The organism is Caenimonas soli (genome assembly GCF_013155545.1).
In the GTDB taxonomy this organism is placed as follows: Bacteria; Pseudomonadota; Gammaproteobacteria; order Burkholderiales; family Burkholderiaceae_C; genus Ramlibacter; species Ramlibacter soli.
On record NZ_JABJVV010000011.1, the window covers coordinates 92,877 to 107,655 of the forward strand.

Below are 14,779 nucleotides of genomic sequence, written 5' to 3' on the forward strand. Positions count from 1 at the left end.
GTTAAAAAGCGAACCCGACGGATGTAAGTTTGAATTGCATGCGTGGCGGGTTACATCGGCCTGCTGCGGCCGAAAAACACAAGCCACCCCAACTCTGTTACGGTGGCTATCACCCGCCATTGGACAGCCGATTCCTACTCGAGCATGAAGACCCGAATTGAACACGATACCTTCGGCCCGATCGAAGTTCCGGTCGAGCGGCTCTGGGGCGCGCAGACCCAGCGCTCCCTGCAGAATTTCAATATTTCCGGGGAGCGCCAGCCGCGCGAGCTGATCCGCGCCCTGGTACAGGTCAAGCGCTCCTGCGCCGTGGTGAACCATCTGATGGGACTGCTCGACCAGGCCAAGGCCTCGGCCATCGTCGCGGCCGCCGACGAGGTGCTTGCAGGCAAGCACGACGAGGAGTTCCCGCTGGTGGTGTGGCAGACCGGCTCGGGGACCCAGACCAACATGAACGTCAACGAGGTGCTGGCCAACCGCGCCAGTGAGCTGCTGGGCGGCCAGCGAGGCGAGGGACGCCTGGTCCACCCCAACGACGACGTGAACAAGAGCCAGTCGTCCAACGACGTGTTTCCCACGGCCATGAACGTGGCGGCGGTGGATGCCGTGCGCAACCGGCTGATGCCCTCGCTGATGAAGCTCAAGTCCACGCTGGCGGCCAAGTCGGACGAGTTCATGGACATCGTGAAGATCGGCCGCACCCACCTGCAGGACGCGACGCCGCTCACCCTGGGCCAGGAATTTTCGGGCTACGCGGCGCAGCTGGAACAGGCCGATCGCCATCTGCACGGCAGCCTGCCGCACTTGTGCGAGCTGGCCTTGGGCGGGACGGCCGTTGGAACGGGCCTGAATTCGCCCCCCGGCTATGCCGAAAAAGTGGCGGCGGAATTGGCGCGGCTCACCGGGCTGCCCTTCGTCAGCGCCCCCAACAAGTTCGAGGCCATGGCAGCGGCCGATGCGCTGGTGCACGCCCACGGCGCGCTCAAGACATTGGCCGCAGGGCTCATGAAGATTGCCAACGACGTGCGCTGGCTGGCCAGCGGGCCGCGCAGCGGCATCGGCGAGATCAGCATCCCCGAGAACGAACCCGGCTCATCGATCATGCCCGGCAAGGTCAACCCGACGCAGAGCGAGGCGCTGACCATGCTGTGCTGCCAGGTGTTCGGCAACGACGTCGCCATCAATATCGGCGGGGCCTCGGGCAACTTCGAGCTCAATGTGTTCCGCCCGATGATCGCCCACAACTTCCTGCAAAGCGTGCGGCTGCTGGCCGATGGCATGGCCAGCTTCAACGACCATTGCGCGGTGGGGATCACCGCCAACCGCGAGCGCATCGCCGAGCTGGTGGACCGGTCACTGATGCTGGTGACTGCTTTGAACCCGCACATCGGCTACGACAAGGCGGCGCAAATCGCCAAGAAGGCGCACAAGGAAGGCACCAGCCTGCGCGAGGCGGCCATCGCCTCGGGCCATGTCACCGCCGAGCAGTTCGACCAGTGGGTGCGGCCCGAGAAGATGACTGGGCGCTAGTGCTTGCGTTCCGCGATCCCCGACATGATCTTGTCGGTGTATGCGATCGCAATGGCGGACAGCAAGAAGGTGATATGGATCGCCGTCTGCGCGATCAGCACCCGGTCGGTGTAGTTGTCGGCGTTGATGAAGGTCTTGAGCAGGTGGATCGACGAGATGCCGATGATCGCCGTGGCCAGCTTCACCTTCAGCACCGAGGCGTTCACGTGGCTCAGCCATTCGGGCTGGTCGGGGTGGCCCTGCAGGCCCATGCGGCTGACGAAGGTTTCATAGCCGCCCACGATCACCATGATCAGCAGGTTGGAGATCATCACCACGTCGATCAGGGCTAGCACCACCAGCATGATCACCGTCTCGTTCAGTGATGTGATGGGGACTGTCTGCTTGTAGCCGATGCTGGTGATCAACTGCTGCAGCGCGTCCTGGCTGCCGAAGGCCGCCTCCAGCAGGTGCACCAGCTCGACCCAGAAGTGAAAGACGTAAACCGCCTGGGCCGCGATCAGCCCCAGATAGAGTGGAAGCTGGAGCCAGCGGCTGGCAAAGATAAGGCCGGGTAGGGGCCGAAGGGGGGAACGGTCTTGCAGGGTAGTGGTCGTGGGGTCTTGCATTGAGGAAACGGGGTTTTTACGGATGGGCAGATTGTAGATTTCCCGCGTGGCAGCTCTGGTTGGGAGTAAATTTCAGAGCGCGGCGCGGGGCGAGGGTAGCCCTCGTCAGTGGACTGTAAGTGCTAACCCTGACATTACCGCGAAATCCAACCCTCTAGCGGAGACTATCGTCATGAGCAATATCGAATCGGTCCTGGTCGAGAATCGCGTCTTCCCCCCGTCCGAGCAAGCCGTCAAATCGGCGCGCATTTCCGGCATGGAGGCTTACAACGCCCTTTGCGACGAAGCCAACAAGGATTTCGAAGGCTTCTGGGCGCGCCTGGCCCGCGACAACTTAGTCTGGACCAAGCCTTTCACCAAGACGCTCGATGAGTCCAAGGCGCCGTTCTATGAATGGTTCGAGGACGGTGAGCTCAATGCATCCGCCAACTGCCTGGACAAGCACATCGGCACGCCCACCGAGAACAAGACCGCCATCGTCTTCGAGGCCGACGACGGCGCCGTCACGCGCGTCAGCTACAAGGAGCTGCTCGGCCGCGTCAGCCAGTTCGCCAATGCGCTCAAGGCGCAGGGCATCAAGAAGGGCGACCGCGTCATCATCTACGTGCCCATGAGCATCGAGGGCGTGGTGGCCATGCAGGCCTGCGCGCGCATTGGCGCGACGCACAGCGTGGTGTTCGGCGGCTTCTCGGCCAAGGCCCTGAACGAACGCATCATCGACGCCGGCGCCGTGGCCGTCATCACCGCCAACTACCAGATGCGCGGCGGCAAGGAAATGCCGCTCAAGGCCATCGTGGACGAAGGCATCGCCATGGGCGGGTGCGACACCCTCAAGACCGTGCTGGTGTTCATGCGCACGCCCACCACCTGTGGCATGACCGCCGGCCGCGACAAGACGTTCACCGAGGTGCTGCAAGGCCAGCCCAGCGAATGCCGCCCGGAAGCCGTGGGCGCCGAGCATCCGCTGTTCATCCTCTACACCTCCGGCTCCACCGGCAAGCCCAAGGGTGTGCAGCATTCCACCGGCGGCTACCTGCTGTGGGCCAAGCTCACGATGGACTGGACCTTCGACATCAAGCCCAGCGACGTGTTCTGGTGCACGGCCGACATCGGCTGGATCACCGGCCACACGTATGTCGCCTACGGCCCGCTGGCGGCGGGGGCCACCCAGGTCATCTTCGAGGGCATCCCCACCTACCCGAGTGCCGGGCGCTTCTGGCAGATGATCGAGAAGCACAAGGTGACGGTGTTCTACACCGCGCCCACGGCGATCCGCTCGCTGATCAAGGCGGCGGAGGGCGACGAGAAGATCCACCCGGCGCGCTATGACCTGACCAGCCTGCGCATCCTGGGCACGGTGGGCGAGCCGATCAACCCGGAAGCCTGGATGTGGTACCACAAGCATGTGGGTGGCGAGCGTTGCCCCATCGTGGATACATGGTGGCAGACCGAGACCGGCGGCCACATGATCACCCCGCTGCCGGGCGCTACACCCACGGTGCCGGGCTCCTGCACGCTGCCGCTGCCGGGCATCATGGCCGCGATCGTGGACGATCTGGGCAAGGACCTGCCCCATGGCGACGGCGGAATCCTGGTGATCAAGCGGCCTTGGCCTAGCATGATCCGCACGATCTGGGGCGACCCGGAGCGCTACAAGGCCAGCTACTACCCGCCTGAGCTCGGCGGGAAGCTCTATCTCGCCGGAGACGCCGCGGCACGCAGCGCCGATCGCGGCTACTTCCGCATTGGCGGCCGCATCGACGATGTGCTCAACGTCTCGGGCCACCGCCTGGGCACGATGGAGATCGAGTCTGCGCTGGTGTCCAAGACCGATCTGGTGGCCGAGGCCGCCGTGGTGGGGCGCCCCGACGACCTGACCGGCGAGGCGGTCTGCGCCTTCGTCGTGTTGAAGCGCTCGCGGCCCACCGGCGACGAGGCCAAGCAGATCGCCAACGAGCTGCGCAACTGGGTCGCCAAGGAGATCGGGCCGATCGCCAAGCCCAAGGACATCCGCTTCGGCGACAACCTGCCCAAGACCCGCAGCGGCAAGATCATGCGGCGCCTGCTGCGCTCCATCGCCAAGGGCGAGGCGATCACGCAGGACACCTCGACGCTGGAGAACCCGGCGATCCTGGAGCAGCTGGCCGAGAAGCTGTAGGCAGTTGTCATCCCGGACTTGTTCCGGGATCCATCTCGGCGCGTGCCCAAATAAAAAAGGCCCGCGATGCGGGCCTTTCTTGGCAGGGCTTGGCCGTTATTTCTGGGTCAGTATCCAGGCCGCCAGCTTCTTGGCTTCGGCATCGTTCACTTGTGCATTGGCGGGCATGGGCACGGGACCCCAGACGCCGGAGCCGCCCTTCATGATCTTGGCGGCGAGCTTGTCGACGGCGTCCTTCTGGCCGGCGTATTTGGCGGCCACATCCTTGTACGAGGGTCCGACCAGCTTCTTGTCGACGGCGTGGCAGGCCATGCAGTTCTTGGCCGTGGCCAAGGCCTGGTCGGCCAGCACTGGGGCGCAGGCCGCGGCGGCGAGCAGGGCAAACAGGGCACGTTTCATCGATCTTCCTCTCGAGTTGGAGTACATTTGTTCAACGCTATTGTAGGGAAGGCGGTTGACGCCTTTGTCGCTGGCGGGTAAAGCTCGGCAATGCTGCAACACACCGCCATCGTTGGAGAAACCTGATGTATCTGCTCGGACTTGGAATTATCCTGCTGGCCATGAAGTACCTGGAGATCGGCCCCGTGGCCCTCTGGGAGTGGTGGTGGGTACTTTCGCCGTTCGCCCTGGCGGTCGTTTGGTGGGCCTGGGCCGACTGGTCGGGCTATACCAAGAAAAAGGCGGTCGAGAAAGAAGTTGCCAAAAAGCAGGCACGCATCAACAAGAGCCGCGAGTCCCTGGGCATCAAGACCCGCCGGCGCTAGGTCATGCGACGTTCAGCTGCTTGCGCTTGAGCGGAGCAATCGCGGGCCCGTCGATCACCGTCCCGTCCGGCCTGAACCGGCTGCCGTGGCAGGGGCAGTCCCAGCTGGTTTCCACGCTGTTCCAGTGCACCTTGCATCCCAGGTGCGTGCACACCGCAGACACGGCGAAAAGCTCGCCGTCCGGGGCCCGATAGGCGGCGAACGATTCGCCATCGGCTTCGATGATCGCGCTGTCCTCCGGCGCCAAAGTCGACAGCTGCTCGCCCTGCCGGTGGGTCAGGTAGTCCTTGACCAGCGACATGGTCATGGTCCCCACTTCATCGAGCATTGCCTTGCCGCCCTTGACGGGCGAGAAACGCCCGGGTTTGCACAGTTCGCCAAACTCCGGTGACCGGCCCATCAACTGCTCGGCCATGATTTGCGCCGCGACGGTCCCCCACACCAGGCCGTCGGTCGAGAATCCCGTCGCGATGAAGCACCCGGAAAAATCGCGGCCGATGTAGGGCAGGCCATCGGCCGAGCGATAGTTCTGGGCCGACCATCGATGGCTCACCTCGCCGGCGCCGAACTGCTTTTCGATCGCGCCCTCCAGCACCATCAAGCTGGCCTTGGCGTTGTGGGTTCCGAGCTTGTGTTCCTGGCCGACGCCCACCAGGAAACTGCGGCCTTGCCACTGCATCGTGCGCACCGAGAACCTGTCGTTGCCGCGGTACCAGAAGACGCCCGGCCCTGGATCGGCGCCGGTCAGCGGACGGGCGATGCCATATTCGCGGTGCACCGGCATCTCGGCCTGCACCACGTGGAAGCCCTTGGGCGTGTGCGTGGCCATCACGACCTCCTGGGCCTTCACGGCGCCGGTCGCGGTTGCCGCACGCTTGGCCTTCTGGTCAAGCTCGATCACGCGTGAATGCTCGTACAAGTCCGCTCCTGCTTCGACCGCCAGTCCCGCGATGTGTGCCACATAAGCCTGGGGCTGGAACTGCGCCTGCCCCTGCAGAACCACGGCATCCCGCACCGGTTTCGGCAGGGGTTCCGGGACGCTGGTATCCAGGCGGACGTTGCACCCGGCCTGCAACAAAGCCGTGAACTCCTGGGTGACACCCGCCCTTTGCTCCTCGGAGATTGCGTACAGATAGTGGTTGCAACGGCGGAAGCCGCAGTCGGCCCGCCCCGCGAGGGATTCAACGAAATCGACGGCGGCGCGGCGCTGTGCCACGACCTGGCGCGCAACGCCCCGGTCCCAGCGGCTGGCAATGGTGTGCACACCCTGGCTCAGGGTTTCGTAGAGGTTGCCCGTCGAGTTGCCGGTGCTGCCGCTGCCGATGGCGTCGGCTTCGAGCAGGACCACGGAGCGTCCCTGCTGGGCCAACAGCAGCGCGAGCGTAACCCCGGTGATTCCGCCGCCGATGATGAGCACATCGGTGCTGACATCGCTCTGCAGCAGGGCATAGCCTGTTTGGGGCGCCGTGGCGCGCCAGATTGAAGTGGTGTCCATGGTGTTTTCTCCCCGAGAACAGCCATGCTAGGGTTGCGCGCCGCGGACGCGCTGTAGGACAAGCGCTAGTAATGGTCGAGCATGGCGTCCTTGCCAGCCACCGGCCTGGCGAACAGCCGGTGCAGCAGGGCCCGCATCCATTAGTCGAAGCGCTGGCGCAGGTTCTTCGCGTACATCTCGGGGGTACCGCCTGCCGCGACGCGAGGAAGTCATGGATGCCGGATCGAGTCCGGCATGACAGCGCTTTGTAGGCCGCCTGGTACCTAGTAGTTGTCGAGCACGGCGCCCTTGCTGGCGCTGGCTGCGTTGAACGCGAACTTGGCCTGCACGCCGCGGGTATAGCGCGGGGCCGGCGCGGTCCAGCCGGCGCGGCGCTTGGCAATCTCGGCCTCCGGCACGTTCAGTTCCAGTTTCAGCTGGTGCGCGTCGATGGTGATCGAGTCGCCTTCGTTGACGAAGGCGATGGTCCCGCCGGCTGCCGCTTCCGGAGCCACGTGACCGACCACCATGCCCCAGGTGCCGCCGGAGAACCGGCCGTCGGTGATGAGGCCCACGCTCTCGCCCAGGCCGGCGCCGATCAGCGCGCCCGTGGGGGCCAGCATCTCCGGCATGCCGGGGCCGCCCTTGGGGCCCAGGTAGCGCAGCACCATCACGTCGCCCGCCTTGATCTTGCCGTCCAGGATGGCCTGCAGTGCCGACTGCTCGTCGTCGAACACGCGGGCCGGCCCGGTGATCACCGGGTTCTTCAGGCCGGTGATCTTGGCCACCGCGCCTTCGGGCGACAGGTTGCCCTTGAGGATGGCCAGGTGCCCATGCTCGTACATCGGCTTGCTGATGGGGCGGATCACGTCCTGGTCGGAGCGCGGTTCATCGGGGATGTCCTTCAGCACTTGCGCGATCGTTTCCCCCGTGATCGTGATGCAGTCGCCATGCAGCAGGCCCGCCTTCAGCAGGATCTTCATCACTTGGGGGATGCCACCGGCGCGGTGCAGGTCCACAGCCAGGTATTTGCCGGAAGGCTTGAGGTCGCACAACACCGGCGTCCTCTGGCGGATGCGCTCGAAGTCGTCGATGGTCCACTCCACCTCGGCCGCATGCGCGATGGCCAGGAAGTGCAGCACCGCATTGGTCGAGCCGCCCGTGGCCATGATGACGGCCACCGCGTTCTCGATCGCCTTGCGCGTCACGATGTCGCGCGGCTTGATGTCCTTCTTGATGGCCTCGACCAGCACCTTGGCCGACTCCTTGGCGGAGTTCATCTTCTCGTCGTGCGGGTTGGCCATGGTGGACGAGTAGGGCAGGGAGATGCCCATCGCCTCGAAGGCCGACGACATGGTGTTGGCCGTGTACATGCCGCCGCAGGAGCCCGTACCGGGAATGGCGCGCATCTCGATCTCGCGCAGGTCCTCGTCGCTCATGTTGCCGGCGGCGTTCTGGCCCACGGCCTCGAACACGCTGACGATGTTCAGGTCCTGGCCCTTGTAGTGGCCCGGCAGGATGGTGCCGCCGTAAACGTAGATGGCCGGCACATTGGCCCGCAGCATGCCCATCAGGCCGCCGGGCATGTTCTTGTCGCAGCCGCCCACCACCAGCACGCCGTCCATCCACTGGCCCTGCACGCAGGTTTCGATGCAGTCGGAAATGACTTCGCGGCTGATCAGCGAGTACTTCATGCCCTCGGTGCCCATGGCCATGCCGTCGGAGATGGTGGGCGTGCCGAAGATCTGGGCGTTGCCGCCGGCTTCCTCGATGCCGGCCACCGCCGCATCGGCCAGTTTCTGCAGGCCGCTGTTGCAGGGCGTGATGGTGCTGTGGCCATTGGCCACGCCGACCATGGGCTTCTTGAAGTCGCCCTCCTGGTAGCCCATGGCGTAGTACATGGATCGGTTGGGCGCGCGCGACTTGCCCTCGGTGATGTTCTTGCTGCGGCGGTTGATCTGGATAGGTTTCGTGTCCATCCCCGAAGTATGCCGCAGCCGGGAACGGGCTCCCGCGGAGCTACTGCTTGCAGCACAATACCCCGCATGCTGATGTATCCCCAGATAGACCCCGTCGCACTCAAGCTCGGCCCGATAGCCATCCACTGGTACGGGCTCACCTACCTGGCCGCCTTTGGCCTTTTCATGCTGCTGGCCCTGTGGCGCCTGCGTCACGAGCCGTTCGCGTCGATCCAGGGGCCCGGCGCCTGGACCCGCAAGGACGTGGAAGACATGCTCTTCCTTGGCGTGCTGGGCGTGGTCGTGGGCGGCCGGCTGGGCTACTGCCTCTTCTACAAGCCCGCTTACTACGCCTCCCATCCGCTGGAGATCTTCTATGTCTGGCAGGGCGGGATGAGCTTTCACGGCGGCATGCTGGGCGTGATCGCATCCCAATGGTGGTTCGCGCGCTCTCGCGGCAAGCTGTTCTGGCAGGTGATGGACTTCGTGGCGCCGTGCGTGCCGACGGGGCTGGCCGCCGGCCGGGTGGGCAACTTCATCAACGGTGAACTCTGGGGCCGCGCAGCCGATCCGGCTCTGCCGTGGTCCATGATCTTTCCGCAAAGCGGCTCCATGGTGCCGCGCCACCCGTCCCAGGTGTACCAGTTCCTGCTGGAGGGGCTGTTGCTTTTCGTCATCCTATGGTTCTATGCCCGTAAGGAGCGCAAGCCGGCGCAAGTATCCGCGGTGTTCCTGATCGGCTATGGGCTGCTGCGCTTCATTGCCGAGTTCTTCCGTGAGCCCGACAACCACCTGGGCCTGCTGTCGCTGGGCTTGAGCATGGGCCAATGGCTGTGCATCCCCATGATCCTGGCCGGCGTATTGCTCTGGGTCTGGGCAGCCGCCCGGCCCCAGCCGGTCCCCGCCAATTAATTTCTGCGAAGCGCTCTATACAGCGCTCCGATTCCTTGCCATAATTATGCGTAATTACCGGAAATTACGCCATGCGCCTGGTCCCCAATTCGTTGCACGATGAAGTCGCCGCCCAGCTGCGCGACCGCATCTTTGCCGGTGAATTGATGCCGGGGACTTTCCTGGACGAGGCCCGGCTGGCCGAACAACTGCAGATCTCGCGCACACCGCTGCGGGAAGCGCTGAAGGTGCTGACGGCGGAGGGGCTGGTGCGCCACGAGCCCCGGCGCGGCTGCTTCGTCAACGAAGTCACCGAGCAGGACCTGGACGAGATCTTTCCCGTGCTGGCTCTGCTGGAAGGGCGTTGCGCCCGCGAGGCCGCAACCAACGCCACCGACGCGGACCTGCAGGAGCTGGAAATCCTGCACGACAAGCTCAATCGCCACGCCAAGGCCAGGCGGATCAACGACTACTACGCCGCGAACTTCGCCATCCACGAGGCCATCATCACGTTGGCAAACAACCGCTGGCTGGCCCTGGTGATCAGCGACTTGCGCAAGATCGTCAAGCTGGCGCGGCTGCAGCAGTTGCATGCGCCCGGTCGGCTGGACCAGAGCCTGTCGGAGCACATGGCCCTGTTCGCGGCGCTGAAGGCGCGCGATCCCGAAGGCGCCGAGGCCGCGATGCGCACGCACCTCACACGTCAGCGCGAAGCGCTGCGGGCGCTGGCGCGCAACCAGAAATCGAGGTTGGTTCAATGAGTGCTATCTGGCTTACCCCACCGCGAGCAGGCGAGCGCGCCCCGCGGTCCATCCGCGAACGGCTGAAGGCAACGCTGGGCCGGCATCCGGAGGCGCTGTCGCCGCGAGTGCTGCGGCGAACGCTCACGGAGCTGCAGGCGATCGTCGATCCTGGGCTCAGCGACGTGGAAGCGGGGCGCCGTGCGAAAGGCGTCGCCGGCTGGTACGCCAAGGCCACGCCGGAACAGCGGCGCGACTGCTGGCTGCTGATGAGCGAACAATTCGCACCGGATCCGGGAAAGATCAAGGCAGTGCGCGAGCAGTACGAGGCCGCCCATGGCACACCCGAGGAAGGGCAGGCCGAGATCCACTTGCGCAAGGCCTTCGTCTCGCCGCGCACGCGGCTGCTGCAGCGCTTCGCCGTGTTCCCCGAAGGCATGCGCTTCCTGGTGGACCTGCGCGCCGAACTCCTGCCCCACCTCAAGAGCGACAAGCGCCTGTTGGCGCTGGACGCGGAACTCGAGAACCTGTTCTCCACCTGGTTCGACGTGGGCTTCCTGGAACTGCGCCGCATCAGCTGGGATTCACCGGCCTCGTTGATCGAAAAGCTCATCAAGTACGAGGCGGTGCACGACATCCGCAGTTGGTCCGACGTGAAGAATCGGCTGGACAGCGACAGGCGCTGCTATGGATTTTTCCATCCGCGCCTGGACGGCGAGCCGCTGATCTTCGTCGAAGTGGCGCTGATGGATGAGATCGCCGACTGCATCACGCCGTTGCTCGATGAAGCAGCGGCGGCCGGCGATCCGCACAAGGCGACGACGGCCATCTTCTATTCGATCAGCAACACCCAGACAGGCCTGCGCGGCGTGAGCTTCGGCGATTCGCTGATCAAGCGGGTGGTCGAAACGCTCAAGGGCGAATTTCCCAGGCTCAAGACCTTCGCGACGCTCTCGCCCATCCCGGGGCTGCGTCACTGGCTCGCGAAGAACGCGCCGGCGGAACTGGTGGCGGCGTTGGCGGACCCGCTTGCACTCTCGCCGAAGTCCAAGCAGCGCACCGAGTTGCTGGCCTGGGCCGCGCGCTACCTGGGCAAGGAGATGCAGGAGGGCAAGCCGCTCGATCCGGTGGCGCGCTTTCATCTGGGCAACGGCGCGCGCGTGGAGCGGCTGAATTGGGCGGGCGATCCCTCGGCCAAGGCCTTGAAGCAGTCCTATGGGCTAATGGTCAACTATTTGTATGACTTGAAGCGCCTGGACAAGCACCGCGCCATGCTCGCGCAGGGACAAATCCCGATTTCTGGGGCCATAGAAGACCTGTATCTTTAGCGCGCATCAGCAGTTCATACAACTATAGGAGACAAGAACATGGACCACAGCTTTACCAGGCGCGAAGTCTTGCGCGCCGCCGCGGCCGGCGCCGCAGCGTTGACGCCCTTCGCGCATGCCCAATCTCAATCTGCATGGCCCGCCAGGCCCGTGATGATGATCGTGCCGTTCCCCGCGGGTGGTGGCACCGACGCCTTCGCGCGCCCGTTATCGGCCCAATTCGCCAAGCAGACCGGCAAGCAGCTGGTCATCGACAACAAGGGCGGTGCCGGCGGCACGGTGGGCGCCACCCTGGCGGCGCGTGCTGCCAATGACGGCTACTCGGTCTTCATGGGCGCCGTGCACCACACGATCGCGCCGTCGATGTACGCCAAGCTCGAGTACGACCTGGAGAGGGACTTCGTGCCGCTGACCTTGGTGGCCAGCGTGCCGCAGGTGGTGGTGGTCAACCCCAGGAACATCACCACTCCGGATTTCAAGTCCTTCCTGGAACTGCTTCGCAAGAATCCCGGACGCTACAACTACGGCTCCGCCGGCACCGGCACTTCGCACCACCTGGCCGGCGAACTGTTCAAGCAGCAAACCAAGACCTTCGTCACCCACATTCCGTACACCGGCGCCGGCCCGGCCCTGCGCGACCTGGTGGGCGGCCAGGTGGACATGATGTTCGACGGCCTGGGTTCCTCGGCCACGCACATCAAGAACGGACGGATCAAGGCCCTGATGGTGTCGGGCAACAAGCGAAACGCGGCCTTTCCGGACGTGCCCAGCGCGGCCGAGGTGGGCCTGCCCGAATACACGGTGACCACCTGGTATGGCCTGTGGGCGCCCAAGGGCACGCCGGCCGATGCCCAGGCGCGCATCGTCGAGGAAGTGCGCAAGGCAATGCAGTCGGAGGAGATCAAGGCCATCTGGGCGAGCCAGGGTGCCGAGTTTCCCAACTACACGCCGCAGCAGTTCGGCGCGTTCGTGAATTCGGAGATCAAGCGCTGGTCCGCCGTCGTCAAGGCCTCGGGCGCCAAGCTGGATTGACCCGAATGCCCGGTGAGGTTCTTTTCTCGGCGGAAGGCCCCGTCGCCTTTATCACCCTGTCCCATCCGGGCAAGCTCAACGCCATGTCGCGCGCGATGTGGCGCGAGCTGCGTGCGGCGTTCGAGCGGATCCAGTCGAACAGCGAATGGCGCTGCGTGCTGGTGCGAGGGGAGGACGCTTCGTTTTGCGCCGGCGGCGACATATCGGAGTATCCCGAATTCCGCTTCGAGGAATCGGCCCTGCGTGATTTTCACGAGAGCGACGTCTGGGGCGGGCTCGCCGCCATGCTTGACTGCGACGTGCCGGTGGTCGCGCAGATCGAGGGCGCCTGCATGGGCGCGGGCATGGAGATCGCGAGCTGTTGCGACATCCGCATCGCCGGTGAATCCACGAGGTTCGGCGCACCCATCGCCAAGCTGGGCTTTCCCATGGCGCCGCGCGAGGCGCAACTGGTGGCGCGCGCGGCTGGTGAATTGACAGCCCGTGAGATGTTGCTGGAAGCCGCCGTGCTGCGGGCGGCCGAAATGAAAGCGCGCGGCTTCCTGAACCGCGTCACGGCCGACAAAGCCGTGGCGGCGGAAGCCCTTGCCAGCGCGCAGCGAGCCGCGGCATTGTCGCCGCAAGCGGCACGCCTGAACAAGCAGGCCCTGCGGGCACTGGCCCAAGGGCGGCAGCCTCATCAACCCTACCGCTACGCCGACAGCGGCGAGCACCGCGAAGGCATCGCGGCCTTTCTCGAGAAACGCAAGCCAGCGTTCTGAACCCATGAGCAACCACAATCTCTTTGCCGCGCTTCGCGCGGCCTTTCCGCAAGACCTGGACAGCGCCGCAGTCGAAACCGACGACGGCCTGGTCTATTCCTGGCGCGACCTCGATCGCGCCACCGCCATGATGGCGAACCTGCTGCGGTCATTGGACCTGCCCGAAGGCTCGCGCGTCGCGGTGCAGGTGGAGAAATCGGTCGAAGCCATGATGCTGTACCTGGCGACGCTGCGCGCCGGCTATGTGTTCCTGCCGCTCAACACCGCCTACCAGAGCGCCGAGATCGAATACTTCATCGGCAACGCCGAGCCTGCGGTGGTGGTCTGTGGCGGCAAGAACTTCGGCTGGGTCAGCAAGATCGCTTTCAAGGCCGGCACGCGCAACGTCTTCACCCTCAACGACGACCGCACGGGTTCGCTGCTGGAGCGCGCCGCGCACCACAGCGACAGCCACGAGGCCGCGCGTCTGGGCGAAGACGACCTGGCGGCCATCCTCTACACCAGCGGCACCACGGGGCGCAGCAAGGGTGCGATGCTGACGCACGGCAACCTGCTGTCCAACGCAAAGGTGCTGAAGGACTACTGGGGCTGGGAGCGGGGCGACGTGCTGATCCACGCGTTGCCGATCTTCCATGTGCATGGCCTGTTCGTGGCGCTGCACGGCGCGCTGCTCAATGGCAGCAAGATGATCTGGCTCGGCAGGTTCGACCCGAAGCTGGCCATCGAGAAGATGGCGCAGGCCACGGTGTTCATGGGCGTGCCCACCCTGTACGTGCGCATGCTCGCGGAGCGGTCTCTCACCAAGGAGGCGGCGCGCCATATGCGTCTGTTCGTCTCCGGCTCGGCTCCCTTGCTGATCGAAACCTTCAACGAATGGCAGACGCGAACGGGCCACACCATCCTGGAGCGCTACGGCATGAGCGAAACCATCATGCTCGCTTCCAATCCCTTGCGTGCGCAAGATGGCGAACGGCGCGGTGGCACCGTGGGCTTTCCGTTGCCTGGCGTCGGGCTGCGGGTGCGTGGCGAAGACGGGCGAGAGCTCCCGGCCGGCGAGATCGGCGACATACAGGTCAAGGGACCCAACGTCTTCAAGGGTTACTGGCGCATGCCGGAAAAGACGAAGGAAGAATTCACGGCCGATGGCTGGTTCAAGACCGGCGACGTCGGCAAGATCGACGAGCGAGGCTACGTGACCATCGTCGGGCGCAGCAAGGATCTGATCATCAGCGGCGGCTACAACGTGTATCCGGCCGAGATCGAGGGTTACATCAACGACATGCCGGGCGTGGCGGAGAGTGCATTGATCGGCGTGCCGCACCCCGACTTCGGCGAGGTGGGCGTGGCGGTCGTGACGGCGAAACCCGGCGCCAGCCTGGATGGTGAGCAGATCGTGGCGCGCCTGAAGTCGCAGCTGGCCAACTTCAAGATTCCCAAGCGCTGCTTCGTGGTCGACGAGCTTCCGCGCAACACCATGGGCAAGGTGCAGAAGAACCAACTGCGTGAGCAGCACAAGCAACTGTTCACCTAGGCGT

Annotated in this window: 13 protein-coding genes; 9 read left to right on the forward strand and 4 right to left on the reverse strand. The window is 64.9% G+C overall.

Going from position 1 to position 14,779, the window contains the following annotated elements:
• Positions 1–144 precede the first annotated feature (144 nt).
• Entirely contained in the window at positions 145–1,530 is a 1,386-nt protein-coding gene (fumC, locus tag HNE04_RS17945; RefSeq protein ID WP_172222105.1) for a class II fumarate hydratase, read from the forward strand.
• Here the strand turns inward: fumC and HNE04_RS17950 are convergent.
• Positions 1,527–2,138 (reverse strand): YqhA family protein, encoded by a 612-nt coding sequence (locus HNE04_RS17950; protein ID WP_172222108.1) that lies wholly within the window; start codon positions 2,136–2,138, stop codon positions 1,527–1,529. The genes fumC and HNE04_RS17950 overlap by 4 nt on opposite strands.
• A gap of 172 nt (positions 2,139–2,310) precedes the next feature.
• Between HNE04_RS17950 and acs the strand changes: the two genes are divergently transcribed.
• Positions 2,311–4,296 (forward strand): acetate--CoA ligase, encoded by a 1,986-nt coding sequence (acs, locus tag HNE04_RS17955; protein ID WP_172222111.1) that lies wholly within the window; start codon positions 2,311–2,313, stop codon positions 4,294–4,296.
• 96 nt (positions 4,297–4,392) lie between these two features.
• Here the strand turns inward: acs and HNE04_RS17960 are convergent, their stop codons facing one another.
• Positions 4,393–4,695 carry a c-type cytochrome gene (locus HNE04_RS17960; RefSeq protein ID WP_172222114.1) on the reverse strand — a complete coding sequence of 101 codons (303 nt, stop codon included), beginning with the start codon at positions 4,693–4,695 and terminating at the stop codon, positions 4,393–4,395.
• Between the two features lie 125 nt (positions 4,696–4,820).
• Here HNE04_RS17960 and HNE04_RS17965 point away from each other — a divergent pair, with 125 nt between their 5' ends.
• Positions 4,821–5,060 (forward strand): TIGR04438 family Trp-rich protein, encoded by a 240-nt coding sequence (locus HNE04_RS17965; protein WP_172222117.1) that lies wholly within the window; start codon positions 4,821–4,823, stop codon positions 5,058–5,060.
• A 1-nt stretch (position 5,061) separates the two neighbouring features.
• Here the strand turns inward: HNE04_RS17965 and HNE04_RS17970 are convergent, their stop codons facing one another.
• Together HNE04_RS17970 and ilvD are read right to left on the reverse strand one after the other, a co-directional pair.
• Entirely contained in the window at positions 5,062–6,555 is a 1,494-nt protein-coding gene (locus HNE04_RS17970; RefSeq protein ID WP_172222120.1) for an FAD-dependent oxidoreductase, read from the reverse strand.
• Positions 6,556–6,818: 263 nt separating this feature from the next.
• Positions 6,819–8,513, reverse strand: a complete 1,695-nt coding sequence (gene ilvD / locus HNE04_RS17975) for a dihydroxy-acid dehydratase (RefSeq protein WP_172222123.1) — start codon at positions 8,511–8,513, stop codon at positions 6,819–6,821.
• Positions 8,514–8,579: 66 nt separating this feature from the next.
• Between ilvD and lgt the strand changes: the two genes are divergently transcribed.
• The 6 genes from lgt (at position 8,580) to HNE04_RS18005 (ending at position 14,775) form a co-directional block, all read left to right on the forward strand.
• The gene (gene lgt, locus HNE04_RS17980) at positions 8,580–9,404 is read left to right on the forward strand and encodes a prolipoprotein diacylglyceryl transferase (RefSeq protein WP_172222126.1); all 825 of its coding nucleotides are present in this window, start codon (positions 8,580–8,582) and stop codon (positions 9,402–9,404) included.
• A 71-nt stretch (positions 9,405–9,475) separates the two neighbouring features.
• Positions 9,476–10,144 carry a GntR family transcriptional regulator gene (locus HNE04_RS17985; protein WP_172222129.1) on the forward strand — a complete coding sequence of 223 codons (669 nt, stop codon included), beginning with the start codon at positions 9,476–9,478 and terminating at the stop codon, positions 10,142–10,144.
• On the forward strand, positions 10,141–11,451 hold the full coding sequence (locus HNE04_RS17990) for a malonyl-CoA decarboxylase (RefSeq protein WP_172222131.1): 1,311 nt from the start codon (positions 10,141–10,143) through the stop codon (positions 11,449–11,451). The genes HNE04_RS17985 and HNE04_RS17990 overlap by 4 nt, the downstream gene beginning before the upstream one ends.
• Positions 11,452–11,490: 39 nt before the next feature.
• A complete protein-coding gene (locus HNE04_RS17995) occupies positions 11,491–12,483 on the forward strand; it encodes a Bug family tripartite tricarboxylate transporter substrate binding protein (RefSeq protein ID WP_172222134.1) in 993 nt (330 codons plus the stop codon).
• Between the two features lie 5 nt (positions 12,484–12,488).
• Positions 12,489–13,244: an enoyl-CoA hydratase/isomerase family protein gene (locus tag HNE04_RS18000; protein WP_172222137.1), complete on the forward strand. Its 756-nt coding sequence runs from the start codon at positions 12,489–12,491 to the stop codon at positions 13,242–13,244.
• A 4-nt stretch (positions 13,245–13,248) separates the two neighbouring features.
• Entirely contained in the window at positions 13,249–14,775 is a 1,527-nt protein-coding gene (locus tag HNE04_RS18005) for a malonate--CoA ligase (protein ID WP_172222139.1), read from the forward strand.
• Positions 14,776–14,779: the final 4 nt, after the last annotated feature.

Bases quoted from the DNA above. Each gene is read 5' to 3' on its own strand.
- fumC (WP_172222105.1), top strand. From the start codon at position 145: ATGAAGACCCGAATTGAACACGATACCTTCGGCCCGATCGAAGTTCCG.
- HNE04_RS17950 (WP_172222108.1), bottom strand. From the start codon at position 2,138: ATGCAAGACCCCACGACCACTACCCTGCAAGACCGTTCCCCCCTTCGG.
- acs (WP_172222111.1), top strand. From the start codon at position 2,311: ATGAGCAATATCGAATCGGTCCTGGTCGAGAATCGCGTCTTCCCCCCG.
- HNE04_RS17960 (WP_172222114.1), bottom strand. From the start codon at position 4,695: ATGAAACGTGCCCTGTTTGCCCTGCTCGCCGCCGCGGCCTGCGCCCCA.
- HNE04_RS17965 (WP_172222117.1), top strand. From the start codon at position 4,821: ATGTATCTGCTCGGACTTGGAATTATCCTGCTGGCCATGAAGTACCTG.
- HNE04_RS17970 (WP_172222120.1), bottom strand. From the start codon at position 6,555: ATGGACACCACTTCAATCTGGCGCGCCACGGCGCCCCAAACAGGCTAT.
- ilvD (WP_172222123.1), bottom strand. From the start codon at position 8,513: ATGGACACGAAACCTATCCAGATCAACCGCCGCAGCAAGAACATCACC.
- lgt (WP_172222126.1), top strand. From the start codon at position 8,580: ATGCTGATGTATCCCCAGATAGACCCCGTCGCACTCAAGCTCGGCCCG.
- HNE04_RS17985 (WP_172222129.1), top strand. From the start codon at position 9,476: ATGCGCCTGGTCCCCAATTCGTTGCACGATGAAGTCGCCGCCCAGCTG.
- HNE04_RS17990 (WP_172222131.1), top strand. From the start codon at position 10,141: ATGAGTGCTATCTGGCTTACCCCACCGCGAGCAGGCGAGCGCGCCCCG.
- HNE04_RS17995 (WP_172222134.1), top strand. From the start codon at position 11,491: ATGGACCACAGCTTTACCAGGCGCGAAGTCTTGCGCGCCGCCGCGGCC.
- HNE04_RS18000 (WP_172222137.1), top strand. From the start codon at position 12,489: ATGCCCGGTGAGGTTCTTTTCTCGGCGGAAGGCCCCGTCGCCTTTATC.
- HNE04_RS18005 (WP_172222139.1), top strand. From the start codon at position 13,249: ATGAGCAACCACAATCTCTTTGCCGCGCTTCGCGCGGCCTTTCCGCAA.